At 66.5% G+C, this 21,872-nt stretch carries 22 protein-coding genes, 1 tRNA gene and 1 other RNA gene; 16 read left to right on the top strand and 8 right to left on the bottom strand.

Annotation, left to right across the window (positions count from 1 at the left end; genetic code table 11):
* The first annotated feature begins 145 nt into the window (after positions 1 to 145).
* An RNA gene (rnpB, locus tag ACFSCT_RS01545) (RNase P RNA component class A) lies at positions 146 to 516 on the top strand.
* A 205-nt stretch (positions 517 to 721) separates the two neighbouring features.
* Here rnpB and ACFSCT_RS01540 read toward each other — a convergent pair.
* A complete protein-coding gene (locus ACFSCT_RS01540) occupies positions 722 to 1,060 on the bottom strand; it encodes an antibiotic biosynthesis monooxygenase family protein (RefSeq protein ID WP_379139547.1) in 339 nt (112 codons plus the stop codon).
* Positions 1,057 to 1,380 carry an NIPSNAP family protein gene (locus ACFSCT_RS01535; RefSeq protein ID WP_379139545.1) on the bottom strand — a complete coding sequence of 108 codons (324 nt, stop codon included), beginning with the start codon at positions 1,378 to 1,380 and terminating at the stop codon, positions 1,057 to 1,059. Before ACFSCT_RS01535 ends, ACFSCT_RS01540 begins: the two co-directional genes overlap by 4 nt.
* Positions 1,381 to 1,451: 71 nt before the next feature.
* On the opposite strand from ACFSCT_RS01535, the gene ACFSCT_RS01530 reads away from it, so the two are divergent.
* Together ACFSCT_RS01530 and rpmG are read left to right on the top strand one after the other, a co-directional pair.
* Complete coding sequence (locus tag ACFSCT_RS01530) at positions 1,452 to 2,132, top strand: ArsR/SmtB family transcription factor (protein WP_379139544.1); 681 nt, start codon at positions 1,452 to 1,454, stop codon at positions 2,130 to 2,132.
* A 215-nt stretch (positions 2,133 to 2,347) separates the two neighbouring features.
* Complete coding sequence (gene rpmG / locus ACFSCT_RS01525; RefSeq protein WP_011750518.1) at positions 2,348 to 2,515, top strand: 50S ribosomal protein L33; 168 nt, start codon at positions 2,348 to 2,350, stop codon at positions 2,513 to 2,515.
* Between the two features lie 272 nt (positions 2,516 to 2,787).
* Here the strand turns inward: rpmG and ACFSCT_RS01520 are convergent, their stop codons facing one another.
* The 5 genes from ACFSCT_RS01520 to pdxH form a co-directional block, all read right to left on the bottom strand.
* A complete protein-coding gene (locus tag ACFSCT_RS01520) occupies positions 2,788 to 5,049 on the bottom strand; it encodes a Hint domain-containing protein (protein ID WP_379139542.1) in 2,262 nt (753 codons plus the stop codon).
* 228 nt (positions 5,050 to 5,277) lie between these two features.
* Positions 5,278 to 5,354: transfer RNA gene (locus ACFSCT_RS01515), tRNA-Pro, on the bottom strand.
* Positions 5,355 to 5,475: 121 nt separating this feature from the next.
* Positions 5,476 to 5,964, bottom strand: a complete 489-nt coding sequence (locus ACFSCT_RS01510) for a DUF192 domain-containing protein (RefSeq protein WP_379139541.1) — start codon at positions 5,962 to 5,964, stop codon at positions 5,476 to 5,478.
* Positions 5,965 to 5,970: 6 nt separating this feature from the next.
* A complete protein-coding gene (locus ACFSCT_RS01505) occupies positions 5,971 to 6,702 on the bottom strand; it encodes a cold-shock protein (protein ID WP_379139540.1) in 732 nt (243 codons plus the stop codon).
* A gap of 223 nt (positions 6,703 to 6,925) precedes the next feature.
* Positions 6,926 to 7,537 carry a pyridoxamine 5'-phosphate oxidase gene (gene pdxH / locus ACFSCT_RS01500; protein ID WP_379139539.1) on the bottom strand — a complete coding sequence of 204 codons (612 nt, stop codon included), beginning with the start codon at positions 7,535 to 7,537 and terminating at the stop codon, positions 6,926 to 6,928.
* A gap of 81 nt (positions 7,538 to 7,618) precedes the next feature.
* Here pdxH and fabI point away from each other — a divergent pair, with 81 nt between their 5' ends.
* From fabI to trpE, 7 genes are all read left to right on the top strand, one after another.
* A complete protein-coding gene (fabI, locus tag ACFSCT_RS01495) occupies positions 7,619 to 8,473 on the top strand; it encodes an enoyl-ACP reductase FabI (protein WP_379139538.1) in 855 nt (284 codons plus the stop codon).
* A complete protein-coding gene (locus tag ACFSCT_RS01490; protein ID WP_379139537.1) occupies positions 8,473 to 9,072 on the top strand; it encodes a LysE family translocator in 600 nt (199 codons plus the stop codon). The genes fabI and ACFSCT_RS01490 overlap by 1 nt, the downstream gene beginning before the upstream one ends.
* Positions 9,073 to 9,117: 45 nt before the next feature.
* Positions 9,118 to 9,621, top strand: a complete 504-nt coding sequence (gpt, locus tag ACFSCT_RS01485; RefSeq protein ID WP_379139536.1) for a xanthine phosphoribosyltransferase — start codon at positions 9,118 to 9,120, stop codon at positions 9,619 to 9,621.
* Entirely contained in the window at positions 9,622 to 10,164 is a 543-nt protein-coding gene (locus ACFSCT_RS01480; RefSeq protein ID WP_379139535.1) for a DUF2127 domain-containing protein, read from the top strand.
* Positions 10,165 to 10,175: 11 nt separating this feature from the next.
* Positions 10,176 to 11,375, top strand: a complete 1,200-nt coding sequence (locus ACFSCT_RS01475; protein WP_379139534.1) for an aminotransferase — start codon at positions 10,176 to 10,178, stop codon at positions 11,373 to 11,375.
* Positions 11,376 to 11,454: 79 nt separating this feature from the next.
* Positions 11,455 to 13,452 (top strand): peptidylprolyl isomerase, encoded by a 1,998-nt coding sequence (locus ACFSCT_RS01470; protein WP_379139533.1) that lies wholly within the window; start codon positions 11,455 to 11,457, stop codon positions 13,450 to 13,452.
* Positions 13,452 to 14,963: an anthranilate synthase component I gene (trpE, locus tag ACFSCT_RS01465; RefSeq protein WP_379139532.1), complete on the top strand. Its 1,512-nt coding sequence runs from the start codon at positions 13,452 to 13,454 to the stop codon at positions 14,961 to 14,963. The genes ACFSCT_RS01470 and trpE overlap by 1 nt, the downstream gene beginning before the upstream one ends.
* A gap of 399 nt (positions 14,964 to 15,362) precedes the next feature.
* On the opposite strand, the gene ACFSCT_RS01460 is transcribed toward trpE, so the two are convergent.
* Positions 15,363 to 16,628: a hypothetical protein gene (locus tag ACFSCT_RS01460; RefSeq protein WP_379139531.1), complete on the bottom strand. Its 1,266-nt coding sequence runs from the start codon at positions 16,626 to 16,628 to the stop codon at positions 15,363 to 15,365.
* 106 nt (positions 16,629 to 16,734) lie between these two features.
* Here ACFSCT_RS01460 and ACFSCT_RS01455 point away from each other — a divergent pair, with 106 nt between their 5' ends.
* The 6 genes from ACFSCT_RS01455 to lexA all read left to right on the top strand — a co-directional run bounded on the left by ACFSCT_RS01455 (position 16,735) and on the right by lexA (position 21,737).
* Positions 16,735 to 17,346 (top strand): anthranilate synthase component II, encoded by a 612-nt coding sequence (locus tag ACFSCT_RS01455; RefSeq protein WP_379139530.1) that lies wholly within the window; start codon positions 16,735 to 16,737, stop codon positions 17,344 to 17,346.
* On the top strand, positions 17,343 to 18,374 hold the full coding sequence (gene trpD / locus ACFSCT_RS01450) for an anthranilate phosphoribosyltransferase (RefSeq protein ID WP_379139529.1): 1,032 nt from the start codon (positions 17,343 to 17,345) through the stop codon (positions 18,372 to 18,374). The genes ACFSCT_RS01455 and trpD overlap by 4 nt, the downstream gene beginning before the upstream one ends.
* 18 nt (positions 18,375 to 18,392) lie before the next feature.
* Entirely contained in the window at positions 18,393 to 19,187 is a 795-nt protein-coding gene (trpC, locus tag ACFSCT_RS01445; RefSeq protein ID WP_379139528.1) for an indole-3-glycerol phosphate synthase TrpC, read from the top strand.
* The gene (gene moaC, locus ACFSCT_RS01440; protein ID WP_379139527.1) at positions 19,184 to 19,702 is read left to right on the top strand and encodes a cyclic pyranopterin monophosphate synthase MoaC; all 519 of its coding nucleotides are present in this window, start codon (positions 19,184 to 19,186) and stop codon (positions 19,700 to 19,702) included. Before trpC ends, moaC begins: the two co-directional genes overlap by 4 nt.
* Entirely contained in the window at positions 19,699 to 20,883 is a 1,185-nt protein-coding gene (locus ACFSCT_RS01435; RefSeq protein WP_379139526.1) for a molybdopterin molybdotransferase MoeA, read from the top strand. Before moaC ends, ACFSCT_RS01435 begins: the two co-directional genes overlap by 4 nt.
* Before the next feature lie 122 nt (positions 20,884 to 21,005).
* Complete coding sequence (gene lexA / locus ACFSCT_RS01430) at positions 21,006 to 21,737, top strand: transcriptional repressor LexA (protein ID WP_379139525.1); 732 nt, start codon at positions 21,006 to 21,008, stop codon at positions 21,735 to 21,737.
* The last annotated feature ends 135 nt before the right edge of the window (positions 21,738 to 21,872 follow it).

The following is a 21,872-nucleotide window of genomic DNA, read 5'->3' as shown; positions in this document are numbered from 1 at the left end:
TTTGCCGCAGCATGGCAGCGCCCGCCCCGGTCGGCAACGGGTCCCTGTCGGGAACGGGTCCCGAACCACGGCGCGCTTCTGTCGGCAGGGTCCTTGATGGCGGGTCCTTGACGGCGGTGGGGCGGCTGTCCTATCTGCGGGTTGCGCGGATGGCCGGATGACCGCGGGTTTTGGCCCGAGGAAAGTCCGGACTCCACAAGGCAACGGTGCCGGGTAACGCCCGGCGGGGGCAACCCCAGGGAAAGCGCCACAGAGAACAGACCGCCCGTGCCTCAGGTACGGGCAAGGGTGAAACGGTGGGGTAAGAGCCCACCGGGGGGCTGGCAACAGCACCCGCATGGCAAGCCCCACCGGGAGCAATGCCGAATAGGGACCTCGCGCCGGCAACGGCGGCGCCGCCTTGCGCCAGAGATCCGGGTTGGCAGCTTGACGCCCGCAGCGATGCGGTGCGCAGAGGAATGGTCATCCAAAGGGGCAACCCTTGGACAGAATCCGGCTTACAGGCCATCCGCGCGTATTGCCCCTTATCCCTCGCACCCCCCGGCGCGCGGGGCTAGCCATGCCGTTCGCGGCTGTCGCCCGGCGCCTGTTCGCGCGGGCCCATGCCATAATCCCGCAAGACCTGCGCCGCCCGCAGCCGATAATCGGCCAGCACGCCGTCGCGCCCCTAGGCCATCCGCGCGTCTATTGCCCCATATCCCCCACCCCCCGGCGCGCAGGGCTAGCCATGCCGTTCGCGGCTGTCGCCCGGCGCCTGTTCGCGCGGGCCCATGCCATAATCCCGCAAGACCTCCGCCACCCGCAGCCGATAATCGGCCAGCACGCCGTCGCGCCCCTCGGCCTGCGCGGCGCGATGACCGGCGGTGTTCCGCCAGGCCTTCACAGCCTCTTCGTCGCTGAAGAACGACAGCGACAGATAGCGCCCCGGCGTGGTCAGGCTTTCAAACCGCTCGACCGAAATGAAACCGGGGATCTTCTCAAGCTCGGGCCGCAGGTCCGCCGCCAGCGCGAAATAGCGGTCCGGCCTGGCGGGTTCGAGTTCGAATATGACCGCGATCATGCCGGTGCCCCGTGCGGGGCCGAGGCGCATTTCAGGAACGTCCGGTCCTCGCGCAGGATGAACCGCTCGCGCTGCGAGAATTCAAAATTCGCCTGCCCGAGCGGGTCGTTCCGGATACGGTCGCGATAGGCTTCATATGCGCCAAGATCCGCGATGTTATAAATCCCATAGGCCAGCGTGGCCGAGCCTTCGTAGGGCGCATAATAACCGATCAGATCGGCGCCGTTGCGGGGAATCACCTGCCCCCAGTTGCGCGCATATTCCTCGAACTGGGGCTTTTTCGTCGGGTCGATCTGATAGCGGATGACGCAGGTCAGCATGGCAATCTCCTTGGTTTGCGGGTCCATCATGCCATGTTGCGCGGGTATTATGTTTCGATTAACGTCGAACTATGGATGGAAGCCCGGACATCACCCGCATCGCTGCGCTGATCGGCGACCCGGCGCGTGCCAATATGCTGACCGCGCTGATGTCGGGGCGGGCGCTGACGGCAAGCGAACTGGCCCAGGTCGCCGGGATCACCGCGCAGACCGCCAGCTCGCATCTGGCCCGGCTGGCCGACGGGGGGCTGATCCGGCAGCGAAAGCAGGGGCGCCACCGCTATCACGCGCTTGCCTCGACCACCGTGGCCGAGTTGCTTGAGACGCTGATGGGCATCGCCGCCGAAGCCGGGCATCTGCGCACCCGCCCCGGCCCCCGCGACCCCGAACTGCGGCGGGCGCGGGTCTGCTATGACCATCTGGCCGGCGAAATGGGCACGCGCATGTTCGAATCGCTGCTGGCCAGCGGTCATCTTCGGCGGGACGGCGATGCGATCCGGCTGACCGAAACGGGCGCCGAACTGATGCGTCAGCTTGGCATCGACCCCGCCCCCCCAAGGCAGTCCCGCAGCCAGGCGTGCCTCGAATGCCTTGACTGGAGCGAGCGGCGCTCGCATCTGGCCGGGCGGATCGGGCGGGCGCTGCTGGCCCGGATGATCGAAAAGGGCTGGGCACGGCGCGAAGCGGGCAGCCGCGTGGTGCGGTTCAGCGCGGGCGGCGAGGCCGCGTTTCAGGCGCTTTTCGGCATTTGAGCCGGGGGGGGACCGCCCCGATCCGCGCGCCGTCGCCGGGTTGGCATGGCCGATCCCGCCCGTTCCCGCCCTGGCCCGATCAATCGCCGCAACGGCCGAAAATTCCGCCGATTCGCGGTTGACTTCGCGGTCGCGGTGGATAAAAGGCGGGTTCCATACGAATTTTACGGGGCCTCGCACGCTGCGCGACATACCCCGCAGCAGGAGCGACTACCATGGCGAAGCCGACGACGATCAAGATCCGTCTGAACTCGACGGCCGGGACCGGGCATTTCTACGTTACCAAGAAAAACGCCCGTACCATGACCGAAAAGATGACGGTCAACAAGTATGACCCGGTCGTGCGCAAGCACGTTGAATACAAGGAAGGCAAGATCAAGTAAGATCTTGCTGTTCCGCATGGAAACGGGCNNNCTCCCGTTTCATTTTGCGCATCTGGTGCCTGCCGAACCGGATAGCCGGCGGCCGTTCCGATGCCCAAATGCGGGCCGCTGTGAACGGCTCGCCGCATCCCCGTCACGCGGGTCGGGGAAGATTGCAACTATCCCCTCCAGCACCGCCCGGCCCGACGATTTCACCCAAGATCTGACCGTTCCGCATGGAAAAGGCCGCGCCAGAAACCCGGCGCGGCCGTTTCATTCTGCCTGTCTGGTGCCTAGCAGACCAGATCGCGCCCGTTCTGCGCATGCCGCACGGCCAGCCGGCGGCCCTTGCGTCCCGACGCCAGCATGCGGGCCGGTGCGGGCAGCTCCGCCGCATCCCTGTCGCGCAGCTCGGGGAAGATCGCGAATATCTCCTCCTGCACCGCCTGACCCAGCGATTTCAGCGCCTCTGGCCCGGTATAAAGCGACTCGGTCTCGGCACCGTTCGAGGTGACGATCTCGTGCCGGTCGAACAGGATGTGGAAATAGGTGACCTCTTCCAGATCCCCGGCGATGTCGATGCCGTCCAGTTGCACCAACTGCTTGGCCGCGACCAGAACCTCATCCGTGCCGAACATCTTCTGCGCGATGTGAGAACGGACAAGCACCCGGTGCTGGGGCGAAACCACCAGGTCCACCTCGGGCAGGCCGGCACCCAGCGCACCGGCGCGGATGCGGATCGGGCGGAACCGGGGCTGCACGGCCAGCCGGATCGGGTCCATCCGCCGGCTTCCGACCCAGCGGATCGGCTGCACGCCGTTGTCCCGTGTCGTCACCAGATCACCGGGTGCCAGATCCTCGACCGCGACCTGCCCGTTCGGGGTTTGCAGCAGGGTGCCTGCGGCAAAGCAGGGAGGGCACAACACTTTCTCGATGCCCGAGAACGTGAAGCTTGTCCCGTCGGCCAGCGTCACCGTTCCCTTGAACGCGCCCGGATCATCGGGGTCCACCATCTGGTCGATGGTGTAACCCGGATCCAGCCCGCGCAGGTCCAGCACGTCCCAATCTTTGTCATCGGTGCCGTTGCCGGCGGCATCACTGCCCCCGCTGAGGTTCCACGCCACCAATGTATCGTTGCCGACGCCACCGCTGACCGAGTCATTCTCGCCGAACAGGATGATGTCGTTGCCTTCCATGCCGTTGACGACATCCCCGGTCTGGTCGTCCTCGACCGACCGGGCATCCAGATCGAAAACGCCGCCGAACATGCTGTCATCGCCGTCGCCGCCGTCGAGCGTATCCGCACCGACGCCACCGATCACCAGATCGTTGCCAGCACCGCCCGCGACCTGATCGTCACCGGCATCGCCCAACACCGAGTCGCCGCCGGCGTCGCCAGAGATCGTGTCGTTGCCCTTTTCGCCGCGGATCGTATCGTCGCCATCGCCACCGAAGATCAGGTCGTTGCCGGTGTCTGACCCATCACTCGTGCCTTCCTCGCCATAGATCTCGTCATTGCCGTCACCGCCGTCGATCGTATCCGCGCCGTCGCCGCCGAACATCAGATCGTCGCCGGCACCGCCGGATACCAGATCGTTACCGAGGTTGCCCAGCAAACGGTCGTTGCCGTTTTCGCCATAGACCGAATCGTCGCCGTCGCCGCCGAAGATCAGATCGTCGCCGGTAAGCGTCGAATTGGCCGTGCCGCTTTCGCCGTAAAGCCGGTCATTGCCGACCCCGCCGTAGATCGTGTCATTGTGTTCGCCGCCGCGGATGACGTCATTGCCATCCTCGCCGAACAGCAGGTCGTCATTGGTGATGCCGTAGATCGTGTCATTACCGGCGCCACCATAGACGACGTCATTGCCGTTCTCGCCCAAAAGCGAATCGGCGCCGTTGCCGCCCAGCAGGGTATCGTCGTCATCGCCGGCCTGAATGGTGTCATTGCCCTCGCCGCCGCTCAGGCTGTCGGCGCCATAGCCGCCCCAGATCGAATCCGCGCCGATTCCGCCGAAAATCGTATCGTTCTCGGTCCGGCCCTTCAGCGTGTCATTGCCGGCGCCGCCGTCGATATAATCGTTGCCTCTGCCGCCTTCGATAGAGTCGTTACCGGCCTCGCCATAAAGCGAGTCGTCGCCGTCACCGCCGAAGATGGTATCGTCACCGTCACCACCATAGATCAGGTCGTTGCCCGCACCGCCGTTGATGCTGTCCGCGCCGAGTTCGCCGTAAAGCGAATCGTCGCCGGTGCCGCCGAAAACGGTGTCATCGCCGGCGTCCGCCCGGACGACATCGTTGCCCGCGCCGGCATCAATGCTGTCGGGACCTGTGGTGACGCGGTCGCCTTCGGGGTCGCCGAGATAGGCTCCGTCGATCGTGTCGTCCCCGGCCGTCCCTTCGACGACGCCGGCAACGGCCATCGGGCCAAGCGCGGCCGCCTGACCGGCGCTGTCGGTTTTGTCAACGGCATCAGTTGCCGCCGTGGTTTGGGTTGGGGTGATTTTTGGGGTCAACTGTGCAGTCGCCGCCAACAGGCGTTCGTTTTCTTCCGACATGTCATACCCTTTCAGACGGCTTGAGCCATCGAGGAACGCGTTAAAGAAAGATTTTCGCTGCGCGGGGGCTGGAAGTGATTGCCTGACCAGCCTTTCCACACCAAAAGGGTGACATCGTGGTTAACGAAAAACCACAATATTTTTCCGTTATTTTACAGCAGTGTTTGAAAAATCCGCGAACTATCGCCGATCATAGACCGGGTGATTTCAACCCGCGATTGAGCGATCTGGTCGGGGCGAGAGGATTCGAACCTCCGGCCTACGGTACCCAAAACCGTCGCGCTACCAGGCTGCGCTACGCCCCGAACCGCGCCGGGTTTAGCCGGACTCCGGCAAAGATGAAAGGGGGGAACGCCGCCGCGCATGTCCGGGTAAAATCGGGGCGATGGGTCCCCTGCCCCGCGCCGGTTCGGCCCCCGGATCCGCTCAGTCGCAGGGGGCCAGCGCCGTCGCCTGCGGCAGGCGCGGATGCGACAGAACCGCGCCTTCCTTCAGGTCCTGTTTCGCGGCCTGACCGCCGGCGATCTCCAGCACCATCAACCGCTCGGGCGCGGGATCGCCGGGTGCGGCGCCGGGGATCGGGGTTTCATCAAGCGGCCGCGCCATCGGATGCACACGGGCAACCTTGCCGCGTGGATCAATGAACAGCATGTCCAGCGGAATCAACGTGTTGCGCATCCAGAAACTGGCTTGCTGCGGGGATTCGTAGATGAACAGCATGCCGGCGTCATCGGCCAGCGAACGGCGGTTCATAAGCCCCTGCGCTCGCTCGGACGGATCATCGGCGATCTCGACCTGAAATGAGGTGGTGCTGCCATCCGCGCGGGTGAAAACCGCCCGGCCAGGGTCGCAGGTCGCGGCCTCTGCCGCCGAAGCGGCGCCGGTCAGCGTAATGGCCAGTAGCAACGCCCGCATGCCGGATCACCCGAAGCTGATTTCAGAAACCTGCACGGGCGATTGTATGCACAACGGCGGCCGACCGCCAAGACCGGCGATCCGCGCGACATCGCTGCGGCCGGCGGGTTTTTGTTCGGCCGGCCCCGTGTCGCCCGCGCCGCCGGTCGCCTGACCGCCGCCGCCGGAGACATCGGCGCCACCGCCGCCCGAGCCGCTTCCGGTCGCGTTGGCATGCGTCAATATCCATTCCCAGCTGAACACCGCCGCCGCCATGGCACCGCGCTTGCCGTGGACGACCTTCATCCCGATCGCTTCACCGGCCACCAGATTCGCAAATCCGCTGTGCCGCAGCACCTCGATATGCAGGAAAATATCCTCGGACTCACCAAAGACGTTGGCAAAGCCGAAGCCCTTGAACGGATCGAACCATTTGACCCGCGCCGGTAGCACCGGCAGTTTCTCGATCTCTTCGGCGCCGCTGCTCATCAGATCTATCAGCGGTGCGGGCGTGTCGCTTTCGGGCGGCAGAATCGACAGCACCTCGATCGCCTGCCAGCCCCGGGCCGAAGGCGCGGCCATGGCTTCGATTCTGGCCCCTTCGGCGACCGAGCTTTGACCAAAGCTCCGCAACACGTTGGCATGAAGGAGTACGTCGCTTCCCCCGGCGTGATCCACGATGAAACCGAACCCCTTCTTGGAATCGAACCACTTGATCAGGCCGGAAATTTTACGTGATCCGTTGTCAGATTCGGACATCACAGCTTCTTATTTCTTTTCATTTTCTGCCTAAGGTCAGAATCGTCGTCGATAAGACCGGTTGCCATTGTAGTGTCGGAGGCCAACACGACCGGCTCCACATGGATAAACAAAACTGACCTGTTTATTGACTGCGTTTCCCTAAACGTCAACTTCGTGCTAGGCTAACCGGCTAAAAATTGTACTAAAAGGCAAGTTTTTGTCTAATTGACGCCACGTAAGCTTATGGATTCAGGCGGGTTATCGTCCAGCTTTCATTAACTTTTTTCTCGGACCTGACCCAGCGGAAGCGGTCGTGCAGCCGAAAATCGCCGTCGGCCCAGAACTCGATTTCCCGGGGCCGGATCCGGTAGCCGCCCCAGAACGGCGGCCGGGCGGGATTAAGCCCGTGCCGGGCGGCCTGGCGGGTCACTTCCAGCAAAAGGCCGGTGCGCGACTCCAGCGGCTGACTTTGCCGCGAGGCCCATGCCCCGATCCGGCTTTGCAGGCTGCGGCTGGCGAAATAGGCGTCGGCCTGCGGGCCATCCTCGCGGGTGACATCGCCGCGCACCCTGATCTGCCGGCGCAGCGATTTCCAGTGCAGCACAAAGGCCGCAACGCCGGTGGCGTCGATTTCGGCGGCCTTGGCCGAGCCGTAATTGGTATAAAAGACGAAGGCGTCGTCCTCGATGTCCTTCAACAGCACCATGCGCACATCCGGCAGCCCGGCCGCGTCCACCGTGGCCAGCGCCATCGCATTGGCGTCGTTCGGCTCGGTCCCGGCCGCCTCGGCAAGCCAGCGCCGGGCGATGACGAACGGATCGTCACCCACAAATATTCCTGTCCGATCGGTCAACTGCCGGCTCCTGCCTGTCTTGATGCACCCGCGGCTTTGGCCTAAGCCTCTGGGTATAACAAAGCCGTGTGAGGGGTCGTGATGTCAAGCGAAGCTGTGACCAAAATTCAGGGATTGATGGCGGGCAAGCGGGGCCTGATCATGGGTCTGGCGAATGACAAGTCAATCGCGTGGGGGATCGCCCGGGCGCTGGCCGATCAGGGCGCCGAGCTGGCTTTTTCCTATCAGGGCGAAGCACTACGGAAGCGGGTCGAGCCCTTGGCGGCACAGCTTGGTTCAACCCTTCTGGCGGAATGCGACGTCGGCGACGAGGCGTCGATGGACGCGCTGTTCGACACCTTGTCACAATCGTGGGACAGCCTTGATTTCGTGGTCCACGCGATCGGATTCTCGGACAAGGACGAGCTGCGCGGCCGCTATGTCGACACCTCGCACAGGAATTTCGTGATGACGATGGACATCTCGGTCTATTCCTTCACCGCCATCGCGCGGCGGGCGGCGGCGATGATGCCGAATGGCGGCAGCCTGCTGACCCTGACCTATTACGGGGCCGAGCGCGTGATGCCGCATTACAACGTCATGGGTGTCGCCAAGGCCGCGCTCGAGGCGAGCGTGCGCTACATGGCCGAGGATCTGGGCAAGGATGGAATCCGCGTCAACGCGATCAGCGCCGGCCCGATCAAGACCCTTGCCGCCAGCGGCATCGGCGATTTCCGCTATATCATGAAATGGAACGAGCTTAATTCGCCCCTGCGCCGGAACGTGACCCAGACCGATGTCGGCAAATCGGCGCTTTACCTGCTGTCCGATCTGGGCAGCGGCGTCACCGGCGAGACGCATCACGTCGACGCGGGTTATCATGTCGTCGGCATGAAGGCCGTCGACGCGCCCGATATCGACGTGGTGACCGGGCGCGGTTCCAAAAAGGACGAATGATGACGCTGGATCAGGCCGGGCTGTTCATCCTGACGCTGGCGATGGCCATCCTCGCGCCCGGGCCGGCCATCATCGCCGCGACCCAGACCGCGTTTGCGCGCGGGCGCGAGGCTGCGCTGCCCTACGGTCTTGGTCTGGCGGTCGGCGCGTCGCTGTGGTGTCTGTTCGCGCTTCTGGGGCTGACGGTGCTGTTTTCGCTGGTTCCGGCGATTTTCATCGCGCTGAAGGTATTGGGGGGGCTGTATCTGCTGTGGTTCGCCTGGCGCCTGTGGCGCGATGCGCCCGAACCGATGCCCGACGCGGCTTCGGGTCGGCGCAGCTTTTGGGGCGGGATCGCGCTGAACCTGTCGAACCCCAAGCCGGCGCTGTTCTATTCGGCTGTGATCCTGTCTATTTTCCCCGGTCAACTGGGCCATGGCGCGCAGGCCGCGATCTATGGCGTGGCGCTTGCCACCGAGCTTTCGCTTTATGCAAGCGTGGTGCTGGTCATGTCGCTGCCGTTCATGCGCGCCCGCTATGCCGCCGCGAAACTGTGGATCGACCGGGTCGCGTCTGGTCTTATGGCCGCGCTGGGGTTGTCACTGATCATCCGGCACTGACCGGCAGAACAAGAAACGCTGAACAAGAACCAAGGAGGGGCCGCCGTGGCCGAAAGACTTCCCCACGAAAAGGGCTTTCACGTCAGTTGGGACCAGTTGCACCGCGATGCCCGCGCGCTGGCGTGGCGGCTGGACGGTCAGGGCCCGGATGGCGGCGAATGGCGCGCCGTCGTCGCGATCACCCGCGGCGGCATGGTGCCCGCCATGATCGTCTCGCGCGAGCTCGACATCCGCACCGTCGACACGATCAGCGTCAAATCCTATCGCAAGGGCGAACAGGGTGAGTTGCAGGTGCTGAAATCGCCCGACAAGCAGATGATGGGCGATGGCGAGGGCATTCTGGTCGTCGACGATCTGGTCGACAGCGGCCGCACGCTGGAGCTGGTCCGCAAGCTCTACCCAAAGGCGCATTTCGCCACCGTCTACGCCAAACCCAAGGGCAAGCCGATGGTGCAGACCTATGTCACCGAGGTCAGTCAGGATACCTGGATCTTCTTTCCGTGGGACATGGCGCTGCAATATGTCGAACCCTATCGCGGGTCGGATTGATTGGCCCGTCCCCGTGATGGCAACGGCGGCGGCGACCGCCCCGGAACGGCGGACGCATCCACGCCACGCGACAATCGCAAGCTGATCCATCGCGCCTTCGAGGTGTCGCTGCTGCTGAAGGGCCTGTTCGCGCTGGCCGAGACCATATCCGGCATCGGGCTTATGCTGCCGGCGCCGGGCACAATCCTGAACTGGGCGCGGTGGGTCACGCATGCCGAACTGTCCGAGGATCCCAGCGACCGGATTTCGGCCTTCCTGCTGCGCCACGCACAGAATTTCTCGATCGAGACCCAGCATTTCTGGGCCTGGTATCTGATCGGGCACGGGGTGCTGAAACTTGCCGTCGTGCTGGCGCTGTTTCGGGGCTATAGCTGGGCCTATCCGGCCGGCATCGTGGTGATGGCCGGCTTTATCGTCTGGCAGACCCAGCACTGGATGCAGACGCATTCGCCGATGCTTCTGGCGTTCACCGCCTTTGACGTCGTCGTGGTTTGGCTTATCTGGCGTGAATGGCGCAACCTGCCGCCACAGGAACCCGCGTAAGGACATTGCCGATGACCGACACCTCTGCACAGCCGCCCTCGCCTCTGAACCCGGCCGTCGCCGGCACCTTCCGCCCCCCGGTGATGGAGGCGCGGCGCTGGCTGGAGGGTGTGGTCTTTCCGGTCGACCGGCCGCTGATCAACGTAAGCCAGGCCGCTCCGGTCAGCCCGCCGCCCGCCCCCCTGCGCGAGGCGATCGCCGACGCCGCGATCCGCGACCCTTCCGCGCATCTCTATGGCCCGGTGCTCGGAAACGCCGATCTGCGGGCCGAGGTCGCGGCGGAATGGTCGCAAAGCTATGGCGGCCGGGTCACGCCCGACCATGTGGCCATCACCCAGGGCTGCAATCAGGCATTCTGCGCAGCACTTTCGACGCTGGCGGCGGACGGGGATCAGGTGCTTTTGCCGGTGCCGTGGTATTTCAATCACAAGATGTGGCTGGATATGGCGGGGGTCGACACCGTCCCCCTGCCCTGCGGCGACGATATGGTGCCCGAGCCCGCACAGGCAGCGGCGCTGATCACCGACCGGACCCGCGCCATCGTGCTGGTCACGCCCAACAATCCCTCGGGGGCGGAATATCCCGCCGGGGTGGTGCGGGCGTTTTACGATCTGTGCAAATCGCGCGGCATCGCGCTGGTCATGGACGAGACCTATCGCGACTTCGACAGCCGCAGCGGCGCGCCTCACGATCTTCTGACCGACCCCGATTGGGGCGACACGCTGATCCAGCTTTATTCCTTTTCCAAGGCCTACCGGCTGACCGGACACCGTGTCGGCGCCATGATCGCCAGCCCCGAACGGCTGGTCGAGGTTGAGAAGTTTTTGGACACCATCGCCATCTCGACCAACCAGCTTGGCCAGATCGCAGCGCTTTGGGGCATGCGCAACCTGCGCGAATGGCTGGCGGGCGAACGGCGCGAGATTCTTGACCGGAAAGCCGCGATCGCCGAGGGGTTGAACGGTCTCGACGGCTGGAAGCTGAAGGGTTGCGGCGCCTATTTCGCCTGGGCCGAGCACCCTTATCCGGTCGCCTCGCCCGCATTGGCGCAACGTCTGGTGGCCGAGGCCGGCGTGCTTCTGCTGCCCGGCACCATGTTCATGCCCGAGGGTGATCCCGCCGGCCCCCGGCACGTCCGGATCGCATTCGCGAATGTCGACCGTGCCGGTATCGCCGCGCTGATCCGGCGGCTGCGCGACTGGCGCCCCTGAAAGGGCGGCTTGCCCATGGGCGGGGCAGGCCCTAAAGACATGCGGGCAGAACAGGAAAAAATACCGGAAAGGGCCGTCCATGGCTGGCAGTTTGCGCAAAAAAGGCACATCGACCGTGGTCTGGGTCCTGATGGGCTTTCTGCTGCTGGGGCTTGGCGGCTTCGGGATCGAGAATTTCAGCGGCGGCGGATCCTCGGAACTGGGCCGTGTCGGATCGGCCAAGATCACCCCCGACGAATATGTGCGCGCGATGCGCAACCAGTTAAGCACCATAAGCGCGCAGACCGGCCAGAACGTCACCATGGAACAGGCCCGCGCGCTTGGCATCACCACGCAGGTCGAACAGCAATTGCTGACCGGCGCCACGCTTCAGAACGCCGCCGATAATCTGGGCGTCTCGATCGGCGATGCGACCATCGCCCGCCAGATGGCCGCGATCCCGCGTTTTCAGGGCCCCGACGGCAAGTTCGACCGGGCGCTCTACGACGATTTTCTGGGCCGCGAGGGCCTGAACAACGGCGAATTCATCGAAACCCTGCGCGACGACGGCGCCCGCCAGCTTGTGCAGCAGGCGGTGATCACCGGCGTCCGCGCGCCCGCTTCGATGGCGAAACAGGGCGTGGCCTATCTGCGCGAAAGCCGCGATTTTTCGTGGTCCGAACTGACCGAGGCCGATCTGGCCGCACCGGTCGACCTGCCCGATCAGGCGGCGCTGGAATCATGGCACAAGGCGAATGCCGACCGCTTCACCTCGCCCGAGCGGCGGCGCATCACCTATCTGTGGCTGAACCCCGAGATGCTGCCCGAGGTCGCGCTGGACGACGCGGCGTTGCGTCAGGCCTATGAGGCCAATATCGACGAATACCAGCAGCCCGAGCGCCGCATGGTCGAGCGGCTGGTCTATCCGACACTGGCCGAGGCCGAGGCCGCCAAGGCGCGCATCGACAGCGGCGAGGCAACGATGGAAACACTGGCCAACGAGCGCGGCCTGACCCTGCCCGATCTGGATCTGGGCGAGGTCAGCGAGGCCGATCTGGGCCCCGCCGGAAAGGCCGTCTTTGCCTTGCAGCAGCCGGGCGTCGTCGGCCCGCTCGACAGCAATCTGGGTCCGGCGCTGTTTTCGATGAACGCGATTCTGGAACCGAAGAACATCAGCTTCGAAGAGGCGCGCCCCGATCTTGCGGCCGAGGCTTCGGCCGATCGCGCCCGCCGGGTCATCGCCGACATGTCCTCGGATATCGAGGATCGGCTGGCCAGCGGCGAATCGCTGGAAGACATCGCGAAAACCACCGACATGGAGGTCGGGACCATCGCCTGGGCGGCGGATGAACAGCCCGAACAGGGCAGCATCGCCGGCTATCCCGAGTTCCGCGAGGCCGCCGCCAAGGTCACCGAACAGGACTTTCCCCAGATCGCCGAACTCAGCGATGGCGGCATCTTTGCGATCCGTCTGGACGGCATCGACCCGCCGGCGCTGATCCCCTACGCCGAGGTGGCCGAGAAGGTCGCGGCCGACTGGCGCGCGAACGAGGTGCGCCGCCGCCTGCTGGCGCTTGCCGATGAATACGGGGTGCAGGACGTGGCGCAAAGCATGCCGACGCCCCCCGGCGCGGTCCGCACGCCGACGGCGACGGCAAATGCCCAGCAGCAGCCGCCGGCCGCAAACACGCCGCCGACGCCCGGAACCACCCCCGCGCCGGTCCCCGAACCGGCACCGACGACCACGGCCGCAGCCGCGCTGCAACCCGAATGGACGTCCGAAAAAGGCATCGAACGGGACGGCGTGGTCGAGGGCCAGCCCTTCGGGCTGATCACCAAGGCGTTCGAATTGACCGAGCCGGGCAAGATCGAAACCCTCGACACCGAGAACCGGGTGTTTCTGATCCGGCTGGATGCCATTACTCCGGCCGATCTCAGCAGCCCCGAGCTTCAGGACATGGCCAAGAACCTGACCGAAAACCAGTCCCGGCTGATCGCGCTGGACGTGTTCCAGCTTTATACCCGCGCGGCCATGGCCAAGGCCGGCGCCGTGCTTGACCCCGCCGCCGTGCAGGCGCTGCAATTGCGTATTCAATAATGGATCTGTCGCCCGATTTTGAAACCTTCTCGGCCGGCTGGGCCGCCGGCCGCAACCAGCTTGTGACGATACGGCTGGCCGCGGATCTGGACACGCCGGTCAGCCTGATGCTGAAACTGGCCGAGGCGGCGCCGAACTCGTTCGTGCTGGAAAGCGTGACCGGGGGCGAGGTGCGGGGCCGCTATTCGGTGGTCGGCATGCGCCCGGATCTGATCTGGGAATGCCGCGGCGACAAGGCCCGCATCAACCGTCAGGCGCGGTTCGATACCCGCTTTGCCGATGATGACCGTCCGGCGCTGGAAAGCTTGCGGGCGCTGATCGCCGAAAGCCGCATCGACATGCCCGAAGGCATCCCGCCCGTCGCGGCGGGGCTGTTCGGCTTTCTCGGCTATGACATGATCCGGCTGGTCGAGCGTCTGCCGGATGTGAACCCCGACCCCATCGGCCTGCCCGATGCGCTGCTGATGCGTCCCTCGGTGGTGGCGGTTCTGGACGGCGTAAAGGGCGAGGTGACGCTTTGCGCGCCCGCCTTTCACGATCCGGGCGTACCCGCCCGCGCCGCCTATGCCCAGGCCGCCGAGCGGGTGATGGAGGCATTGCGCAGCCTTGACCGCCAACCGGCCGAGCCGCGCGCCTTGACCACCTCCGAAGCCGCCGTGGTGGGCGAGCCAAAATCGAATTTCACCCATCAGGGCTATCTGGACGCGGTGTCGAAGGCCAAGGATTATATCCGCGCCGGCGACATCTTTCAGGTCGTTCCCAGCCAGCGCTGGTCGATCGACTTTCCGCTGCCGCCGTTTGCGCTTTACCGCAGCCTGCGCCGCACCAACCCGTCGCCTTTCATGTTCTTTCTGAACCACGGCGATTTCCAGATCGTCGGCGCCAGCCCCGAAATTCTGGTCCGGCTGCGCGACAACGAGGTGACGATCCGCCCCATCGCCGGCACCCGGCCGCGCGGCGCCACCCCGGATGAAGATCGCGCCTACGAGGCCGAACTGCTGGCCGACCCCAAGGAACTGGCCGAGCATCTGATGCTGCTGGATCTGGGCCGCAACGACGTCGGACGGGTCGCGCGCGTCGGCACCGTCCACCCGACCGAGAAATTCGTGATTGAGCGCTACAGCCACGTCATGCATATCGTCTCGAACGTGGTGGGTGAGTTGCGCGAGGACGAGGATGCGCTGTCCGCGCTGCTGGCCGGCCTGCCCGCCGGCACCGTCTCGGGCGCGCCCAAGGTCCGCGCGATGGAGATCATCGACGAGCTGGAGCCGGAAAAGCGCGGCGTCTATGGCGGCGCGGTCGGCTATTTCGCCGCCAATGGCGAGATGGACATGTGCATCGCGCTGCGCACCGGCGTGATCAAGGACGGCCAGCTTTACATTCAGGCCGGCGGTGGCGTGGTGTTCGACAGCGACCCGCAAGCCGAGTTTCAGGAAACCGTCAACAAGGCGCTTGCGCTGCACCGCGCCGCCGTGGATGCGGTCCGGTTCGTGCGCGGCAGCAACGGCTGACCGCCGCCCCGCCAATCCGCCAGCCCCGTCCGTCCCGCCCGTCAGGCGCCGTTTCGACCGGTGGTGCACCTACGGCTTAAGGCCGTATGTCGCTCAGATCCGGCGGCTGACGCAGCAGCGATGGTGACCGTCGCCGCGCCAATCTCGCAGCCCCTTTCGCCAGCCCCGCCCGTCAGGCGCCGTTTCGACCGGGGGTGCGCCTGCGGCTACGGCCGTATGTCGCTCAGATCCGGCGGTTGACGCAGGTCCGTCGCCGGCAACGGCAGGCCCGGCACCGGTAAGCGGCCGGGGCGGCAGCAATGGCTGACCGCCGCCCCGCCAATCCGCCAGCGCCGTCCGTCAATCCCGTCCGTCAGCCCCGCCCGTCAGGCGCCGTTTCGACCGGGGGTGCGCCTGCGGCTACGGCCGTATGTCGCTCAGATCCGGCGGTTGACGCAGGTCCGTCGCCGGCAACGGCAGGCCCGGCACCGGCAAGCGGCCGGGGCGGCTGGGGTTCTCGCGCACCGGCTCCTCGCGGGCGGGCGCTTCGGCTGCTGGCGCGGCTGGCGTGTCGGACGCGGTGGCGCGGTCGGCCGCCCCGGTCGGCACCGGCGCGCTTTCGGACGCCTGCACGGGCGGCGCGGTTTCGGCCCCCCCCGGCGTGACCGAGGGTGTGCCGATCTCGGGCAGACGATCCAGTGCCGGGACCTGCCCCGGCGCGCTTCCCCCGGCGGGATCGGCCGCAGCCGGTTGCGACCCGGTCGGGGGCGATGCCGTCTGCGGCGCGGGTTGCGGCGGAATCTGCGGGATGATCGAGGGCGAGCCGATTTCGGGCAGCCGGTCCAGCCCCGGGGTGCGCACCTGACCGGGGGGCGGCACGGGAATCGCGGCCTCGGCCAGCGGCAGATCGGCCCCCTCGCCGGGATCGGCGATCCCGGCCGCAGGATCCGGCGCCTCGATCCGCGTTTGCGGACGCGCGGTGCTGGAGGTGGCGGCGGCCGGCGCCTGCTCGGTCACCGGCGGGATCACGACCGGCGATTCCATCGACCCGGGACGCGGCTTTGACGCATCCATCGGTGCGGGCAGCAGCGGGCCGGTGTCGACGCCGTCGCGGGCGAACTCGGACCCGCGCGGGATCTCCACGCGGACCGGGGCGCCCTGCGGCGGCGCCACATCGGCGGTTGGCGCGACGGCTGTTTCACCGGACAGCGGGGTTGCGGGCGCATCGGCCGACCGCCCCGGCGGTTTCGCAGCATCAGGCGGGGCATCGGGTGCGTCCGCGACGGCCGGTGCGGCGCTGTCGGCGGCAGGTTCCGGCGAGGTTACGGCCGTGCCAGAGCCGGGTGTTTCGGTGACGCCGCTTGGATTCGCCGGCGCCCTTGCCGAATCCGGCGCGACGGACGGTGCGGCGCTGTCGGCGGCAGGTTCCGCAGGGGCGGCAGGCGCGGATGAGCCGGGTGTTTCGGTATCGACGTTCGGATTCGCCGGCGCCCTTGCCGCATCCGGCGCCCGCGGGCCTCCGGCCGCATCCGCCACCCCGGTCGATACCGGCGTCCCCGTCACCCGCTGCGGCTGCGGCAATGCCAGTGACAATGCCGCCAACGCCACCCCGCACAGCAGAACCCCATGCAGCAGCCCGGTCCCGAAACCGCCGCCCGCCCTGATGTTCCCGCTGTGACCGACCATGCTCTGCGCTCGCTTTTCTGTGGCCGCGGGCTTGCCCCGACTGGCGCTTTCCTCCATCTATAACGACAGCTTTTCCCCGGTTCACCCCCTGACTTCCGGTACCGACATGATCCTGCTTATCGACAACTATGACAGCTTCACATGGAATCTGGTCCATTATCTGGGCGAGGCCGGTGCCGATGTCATCGTGCGCCGCAACGACGCGCTCAGCGTGGATGAGGCGCTGGCTATGGGTGCGGCCGGGATCGTCGTTTCGCCCGGGCCCTGCTATCCGGCGCAGGCCGGCATCTGCATTCCGCTGATCCGGGCCGCGGCCGAACGCGGCGTGCCGCTGTTCGGCGTCTGCCTTGGCCATCAGGCGATCGGCGAGGCTTTCGGCGGCACGATCGTCCGCGCCCCCGAGATCGTGCATGGCAAGGTGGCCGAGATCAGCCACGACGGGTCGGGCGTTTTCGCCGACCTGCCCTCGCCCCTGCGCGCCACCCGCTATCACTCGCTGACCGTCGAGGAAGCCACGCTGCCGTCGTCGCTGCGGATCACCGCCCGCAGCCCCGACGGAACGATCATGGGCCTGACCCACACCAGCCTGCCCATCGAGGGGGTGCAGTTCCACCCCGAATCCATCGCCTCGGAACATGGTCACGCGATGATCGAGAATTTCCTGCGCCGCACCTCGAACGCGCCGCCGCAACCCGGCGTGCGGAGCCGCGCGGCATGAGTGAAATCCGCCCGCTGATCGGCATCGCCGCCGAGCGTTCACTGACCGATGCCGAGGCCGAGGCCGCGTTTTCCGCGCTGTTCGACGGCAATGCCACGCCCGCCCAGATGGGCGGTCTGCTGATGGCCATGCGGGTCCGGGGCGAAACGGTGGCCGAGATCGCCGCCGCCGCCCGTGCGATGCGCGCCCGGATGAACCGCATCACCGCCCCGGCGGGCGCCATCGACATCGTCGGCACCGGCGGCGACGGCAAGGGCACGCTGAACATCTCGACCGCGACGGCTTTTGTGGTCGCCGGCGCCGGGGTTCCGGTCGCCAAGCACGGCAATCGCAACCTGTCGTCGAAATCCGGCTCGGCCGATGCGCTGACCCTTGCCGGGGTCGAGATCATGGGCGGGCCGGCCGCCGCGCAGGCCTCGCTTGACCGGACCGGCATCGCCTTCATGATGGCGCCCCTGCACCACCCGGCGATGCGGCACGTCGGCCCCGCCCGGACCGAGCTTGGCACCCGCACGATTTTCAACCTGCTGGGCCCGCTGACCAACCCGGCCGGCGTTACCCGCCAGTTGACCGGCACCTTTGATCCGCGCTGGAACCGCCCCATGGCCGAGGTTCTGCTTGCGCTCGGGTCCGATGCCGCATGGCTGGTCCATGGTTGCGACGGCACTGATGAGCTGTCGATCTGCGGCGCAAGCCGGGTTGCGATCCTGAAGGACGGCGCCGTCACCGAAACCGAGATCGCGCCCTCGGACGCCGGTCTTTCCGATCACCCGTTCGAGACCATCATCGGCGGTGAGCCCGCCCAGAACGCGGCGGCCCTGCGCGCCGTTCTGGCCGGCCAGACCGGCGGCTATCGCGATGCGGTGTTGCTGAACGCCGCCGCCGCGCTGTTGATCGCGGGCGTCGCCGCCGACCTGCGCGAGGGGGCCGAACGTGCCGCCGCCAGCGTCGATTCCGGTGCCGCGCTGGCCAAGCTGGACGCGCTGGCCAAAGCCAATGCCGGCACCACGCCGGCCCCCAAGGAATAAGGCGACAGGAATAAGGCGATGGCGGATATTCTGGAACGCATCAAGGCCTATAAACTTGACGAGATCGCCGCCGCCCGCGCCGCCCGCCCGCTGGCCGGGGTCGAGGCTGCGGCCCGCGCCGCAAGCCCGGTCCGCGGTTTTGCCAGCGCGCTTGACCGCGCCAGCGAAACCGGCTTTGGGCTGATCGCCGAGATCAAGAAGGCCAGCCCCTCCAAGGGTCTGATCCGTCCCGATTTCGATCCCCCCGCACTCGCCCGCGCCTATCAGGCCGGCGGTGCGGCATGCCTGTCGGTCCTGACCGACGCGCCGTCGTTTCAGGGCGCCCCCGAATTTCTGACGGCGGCCCGTGCGGCCTGCGATCTGCCGGCGCTGCGCAAGGATTTTCTTTATGACACCTATCAGGTCGCCGAGGCCCGCGCCTGGGGCGCCGATTGCATCCTGATCATCATGGCCTCGGTCGACGACACGCTTGCCGCCGAGTTGGAGGATGCCGCGCTGCACTGGGGCATGGACGCGCTGATCGAGGTGCACGACCGCACCGAACTGGATCGCGCGTTGCGGCTGAAATCACCGTTGATCGGGATAAACAACCGCAACCTCAGGACGTTCGAGGTAAGTCTTGAGACAACGGTTCAGCTTTCGGCGCTGGTGCCGGGCGATCGTCAGGTGGTCTGCGAAAGCGGGCTGTTCACCGCCGGGGATCTGGACCGGATGGGGGCGATCGGCGTGCGGCGCTTTCTGATCGGCGAAAGCCTGATGCGGCAGGCCGACGTCGCCAAGGCGACCCGCGCCATTCTGGGCCGCGCGGCATGACGCTGACCCATTTCGACGCGGCCGGTCAGGCCCATATGGTCGATGTGTCGGAAAAGCCGGTGACCGCCCGCACGGCCGTCGCCCGTGGCGCGGTGGTGATGCGGCCCGAGACGCTCGCGCTTGCGACCGGCGGCGCGGCCAAGGGCGATGTGCTAGGCGTGGCGCGTCTGGCCGGAATCATGGCCGCCAAGCGCACGGCGGAACTGATCCCCCTGTGCCATCCGCTGCCGCTGACGAAAATCGCGCTGGAACTGGCCCCGGACCCGGCGCTGCCCGGCATCCGGATCACCGCGACCGCCCGCACCACCGGCCAGACCGGGGTCGAGATGGAGGCGCTGACCGCCGTATCCGTCGCGGCGCTGACCGTCTATGACATGCTGAAAGCGGCCGAAAAATCCATGGAGATCACCGGCATCGCGCTGGTCAGCAAATCCGGCGGCAAATCGGGCGACTATAGCGCGCCCGATACCGCCTCCGGCGATCCCCCCGATAACGCCTCCGGTGCCACGCCATGATTTCGGTCGCCGAGGCGCTTGCGCGCGTCCTGTCGCTCGCCCCGCCGCCACAGGCCGAAGAGGTCCCGCTTGATCAGGCCGCCGGCCGGGTGCTGGCGCGGGATGTCGCGGCGCGCCTGACCCAGCCGCCGTTCGACAGCGCCTCGATGGACGGTTATGCGATCCGCGCCGCCGATCTGGGCCGGGGGCCGCTGCGCGTGGTGGGCGAGGCCGCCGCCGGGCGCGGCTGGACCGGCACCGCCGGCGCGGGTGAGGCGGTCCGCATCTTCACCGGCGCGCCGGTGCCGGACGGCTTCGATCGCGTGGTCATGCAGGAACAGGTCAGCCGCGACGGCGATCTGATCACGGTCCATGACGACGCCTCTCAGAAATCGAACATCCGCCCGCAGGGCATTGATTTTGCGGCTGGTCATGCGGTTACGGCCGGCACGTTCCTGACCGCGCGTCATATCGGCCTGCTGGCGGCGATGAACATCGACCGGGTGCCCGTCGCCCGCCGTCCCCGCGTCGCGATCCTTGCCGGCGGGGATGAGCTTGTGCCGCCGGGCACGCCCCCGGGTCCCGGCCAGATCATCAGCTCAAACGATCTCGCCATCGCCGCGCTGGTGGCCGAGGCGGGTGGCCTGCCCCAGCGGCTGCCGATCGCGCGGGACACGTCCGAAAGCCTGCGCGAAAGCCTTGCCGCCGCGGAAGGCTCCGATCTGATCGTGACGATCGGCGGCGCCTCGGTCGGCGACCATGATCTGGTCGCACCGGTCGCCGCCGCGCTGGGGATGCGGCAGGAATTTTACAAGATCCGGATGCGCCCCGGAAAGCCGCTGATGGCCGGCAGGCTGGCCAAGGCCGCCATGATCGGCCTGCCCGGAAATCCCGTGTCGGCAATGGTTTGCGCCATGATCTTCATGCAACCTCTGATCCGAGCGATGCAAGGTCTGCGTCGCGACGATGAGCCGCTGCGGGCAAGGCTGGCCACCGAATTGCCCCCCGAGGGCGATCGCCAGCATTATCTGCGCGCACGGCTGGCCCCCGGCCCCGACCTGCCGCTGATCCGGCCCGCCGACGATCAGGACAGCTCGCTGCAATCGGTGCTGGCGGCCTCGGATGCGCTGTTGATCCGACCGGCCGGCGACCCGGCGCGAAAACCCGGCGAGATCGTGGAGTTTATTCCGCTCGGCCGCTGAATTCCGCTTTTGTTTACCCTTTATTCACCCGTTTCTGCGCAAATCATTGACGGGACGGTGCTTGAAGGGTTAGAACAATGCTGGAACATGAAACGGCAAGGACATCTTGGGGGAACTCTATCATGCTGACGAAAAAGCAGATTCAGCTGCTGGAGTTCATACAGGTCCGAATGGCGCGGGACGGGGTGCCACCTTCGTTCGACGAAATGAAGCTGGCGCTGGACCTGCGTTCCAAATCCGGCATCCACCGGCTTGTCACGGCGCTTGAGGAACGCGGATTCATCCGCCGCCTGCCGCATCGCGCCCGCGCGCTTGAAATCGTCCGGCTGCCGGAAACGCTGACCCGCGGCACCGCGCCGGCGGCGAACCCCGGCTTTGCGCCAAAGGTCATTCAGGGCGACCTGCCGGCCGACCGTGGCGCTGCGCGGGCCCGGCTGTCCCGCGCCGCCATGACGGTCACCGACTCGCCCGCGGTCGAGGTGCCGCTGATGGGCCGGATCGCCGCCGGTGTCCCGATCGAGGCGATCTCGACCATCTCGCACCACGTCGCCGTGCCGGGCTCGATGCTTTCGGGCCCGGGCTCGCATTACGCGCTTGAGGTGCAGGGCGACTCGATGATCGACGCCGGTATCAATGATGGCGATGTGGTGGTGATCCGCGAACAGAACAGCGCCGATAACGGCGATATCGTCGTGGCGCTGGTCGACGGGCATGAGGCGACGCTGAAACGCTTTCTGCGCCGTGGTTCGATGATCGCGCTCGAGGCCGCGAACCCCGCCTATGAAACCCGGGTGCTTCCCGCCGATCAGGTGAATGTTCAGGGCCGTCTGGTCGGGCTTATCCGCAGCTACTGAAACGGGTTTTGGCGGCCACGGCTCGGCGCACCCCGGATATAACGGTACGACCCTTCCCGGAACAACGCCGCCGCCACGGAACCGGCGATGCCCAAAAATCGGGCGAATGCCTGTGTTTTGGCCATCGGCCCCGCC

Origin of the sequence: Paracoccus pacificus (assembly GCF_042680785.1) — a bacterium.
GTDB lineage: Bacteria > Pseudomonadota > Alphaproteobacteria > Rhodobacterales > Rhodobacteraceae > Paracoccus > Paracoccus pacificus.
Note: the sequence above shows the minus strand (reverse complement) of the source record. Positions and strands in the feature narration are given on the sequence as shown.

Coding starts and splice junctions, on each gene's coding strand:
- ACFSCT_RS01530 (WP_379139544.1), top strand. CDS start 1,452: ATGGATGGAAGCCCGGACATCACCCGCATCGCTGCGCTGATCGGCGAC.
- ACFSCT_RS01535 (WP_379139545.1), bottom strand. CDS start 1,380: ATGCTGACCTGCGTCATCCGCTATCAGATCGACCCGACGAAAAAGCCC.
- ACFSCT_RS01470 (WP_379139533.1), top strand. CDS start 11,455: ATGGCTGGCAGTTTGCGCAAAAAAGGCACATCGACCGTGGTCTGGGTC.
- ACFSCT_RS01510 (WP_379139541.1), bottom strand. CDS start 5,964: ATGCGGGCGTTGCTACTGGCCATTACGCTGACCGGCGCCGCTTCGGCG.
- trpE (WP_379139532.1), top strand. CDS start 13,452: ATGGATCTGTCGCCCGATTTTGAAACCTTCTCGGCCGGCTGGGCCGCC.
- ACFSCT_RS01520 (WP_379139542.1), bottom strand. CDS start 5,049: ATGTCGGAAGAAAACGAACGCCTGTTGGCGGCGACTGCACAGTTGACC.
- ACFSCT_RS01540 (WP_379139547.1), bottom strand. CDS start 1,060: ATGATCGCGGTCATATTCGAACTCGAACCCGCCAGGCCGGACCGCTAT.
- fabI (WP_379139538.1), top strand. CDS start 7,619: ATGTCAAGCGAAGCTGTGACCAAAATTCAGGGATTGATGGCGGGCAAG.
- lexA (WP_379139525.1), top strand. CDS start 21,006: ATGCTGACGAAAAAGCAGATTCAGCTGCTGGAGTTCATACAGGTCCGA.
- moaC (WP_379139527.1), top strand. CDS start 19,184: ATGACGCTGACCCATTTCGACGCGGCCGGTCAGGCCCATATGGTCGAT.
- ACFSCT_RS01505 (WP_379139540.1), bottom strand. CDS start 6,702: ATGTCCGAATCTGACAACGGATCACGTAAAATTTCCGGCCTGATCAAG.
- trpC (WP_379139528.1), top strand. CDS start 18,393: ATGGCGGATATTCTGGAACGCATCAAGGCCTATAAACTTGACGAGATC.
- ACFSCT_RS01455 (WP_379139530.1), top strand. CDS start 16,735: ATGATCCTGCTTATCGACAACTATGACAGCTTCACATGGAATCTGGTC.
- ACFSCT_RS01475 (WP_379139534.1), top strand. CDS start 10,176: ATGACCGACACCTCTGCACAGCCGCCCTCGCCTCTGAACCCGGCCGTC.
- rpmG (WP_011750518.1), top strand. CDS start 2,348: ATGGCGAAGCCGACGACGATCAAGATCCGTCTGAACTCGACGGCCGGG.
- ACFSCT_RS01490 (WP_379139537.1), top strand. CDS start 8,473: ATGACGCTGGATCAGGCCGGGCTGTTCATCCTGACGCTGGCGATGGCC.
- trpD (WP_379139529.1), top strand. CDS start 17,343: ATGAGTGAAATCCGCCCGCTGATCGGCATCGCCGCCGAGCGTTCACTG.
- ACFSCT_RS01435 (WP_379139526.1), top strand. CDS start 19,699: ATGATTTCGGTCGCCGAGGCGCTTGCGCGCGTCCTGTCGCTCGCCCCG.
- ACFSCT_RS01460 (WP_379139531.1), bottom strand. CDS start 16,628: ATGGTCGGTCACAGCGGGAACATCAGGGCGGGCGGCGGTTTCGGGACC.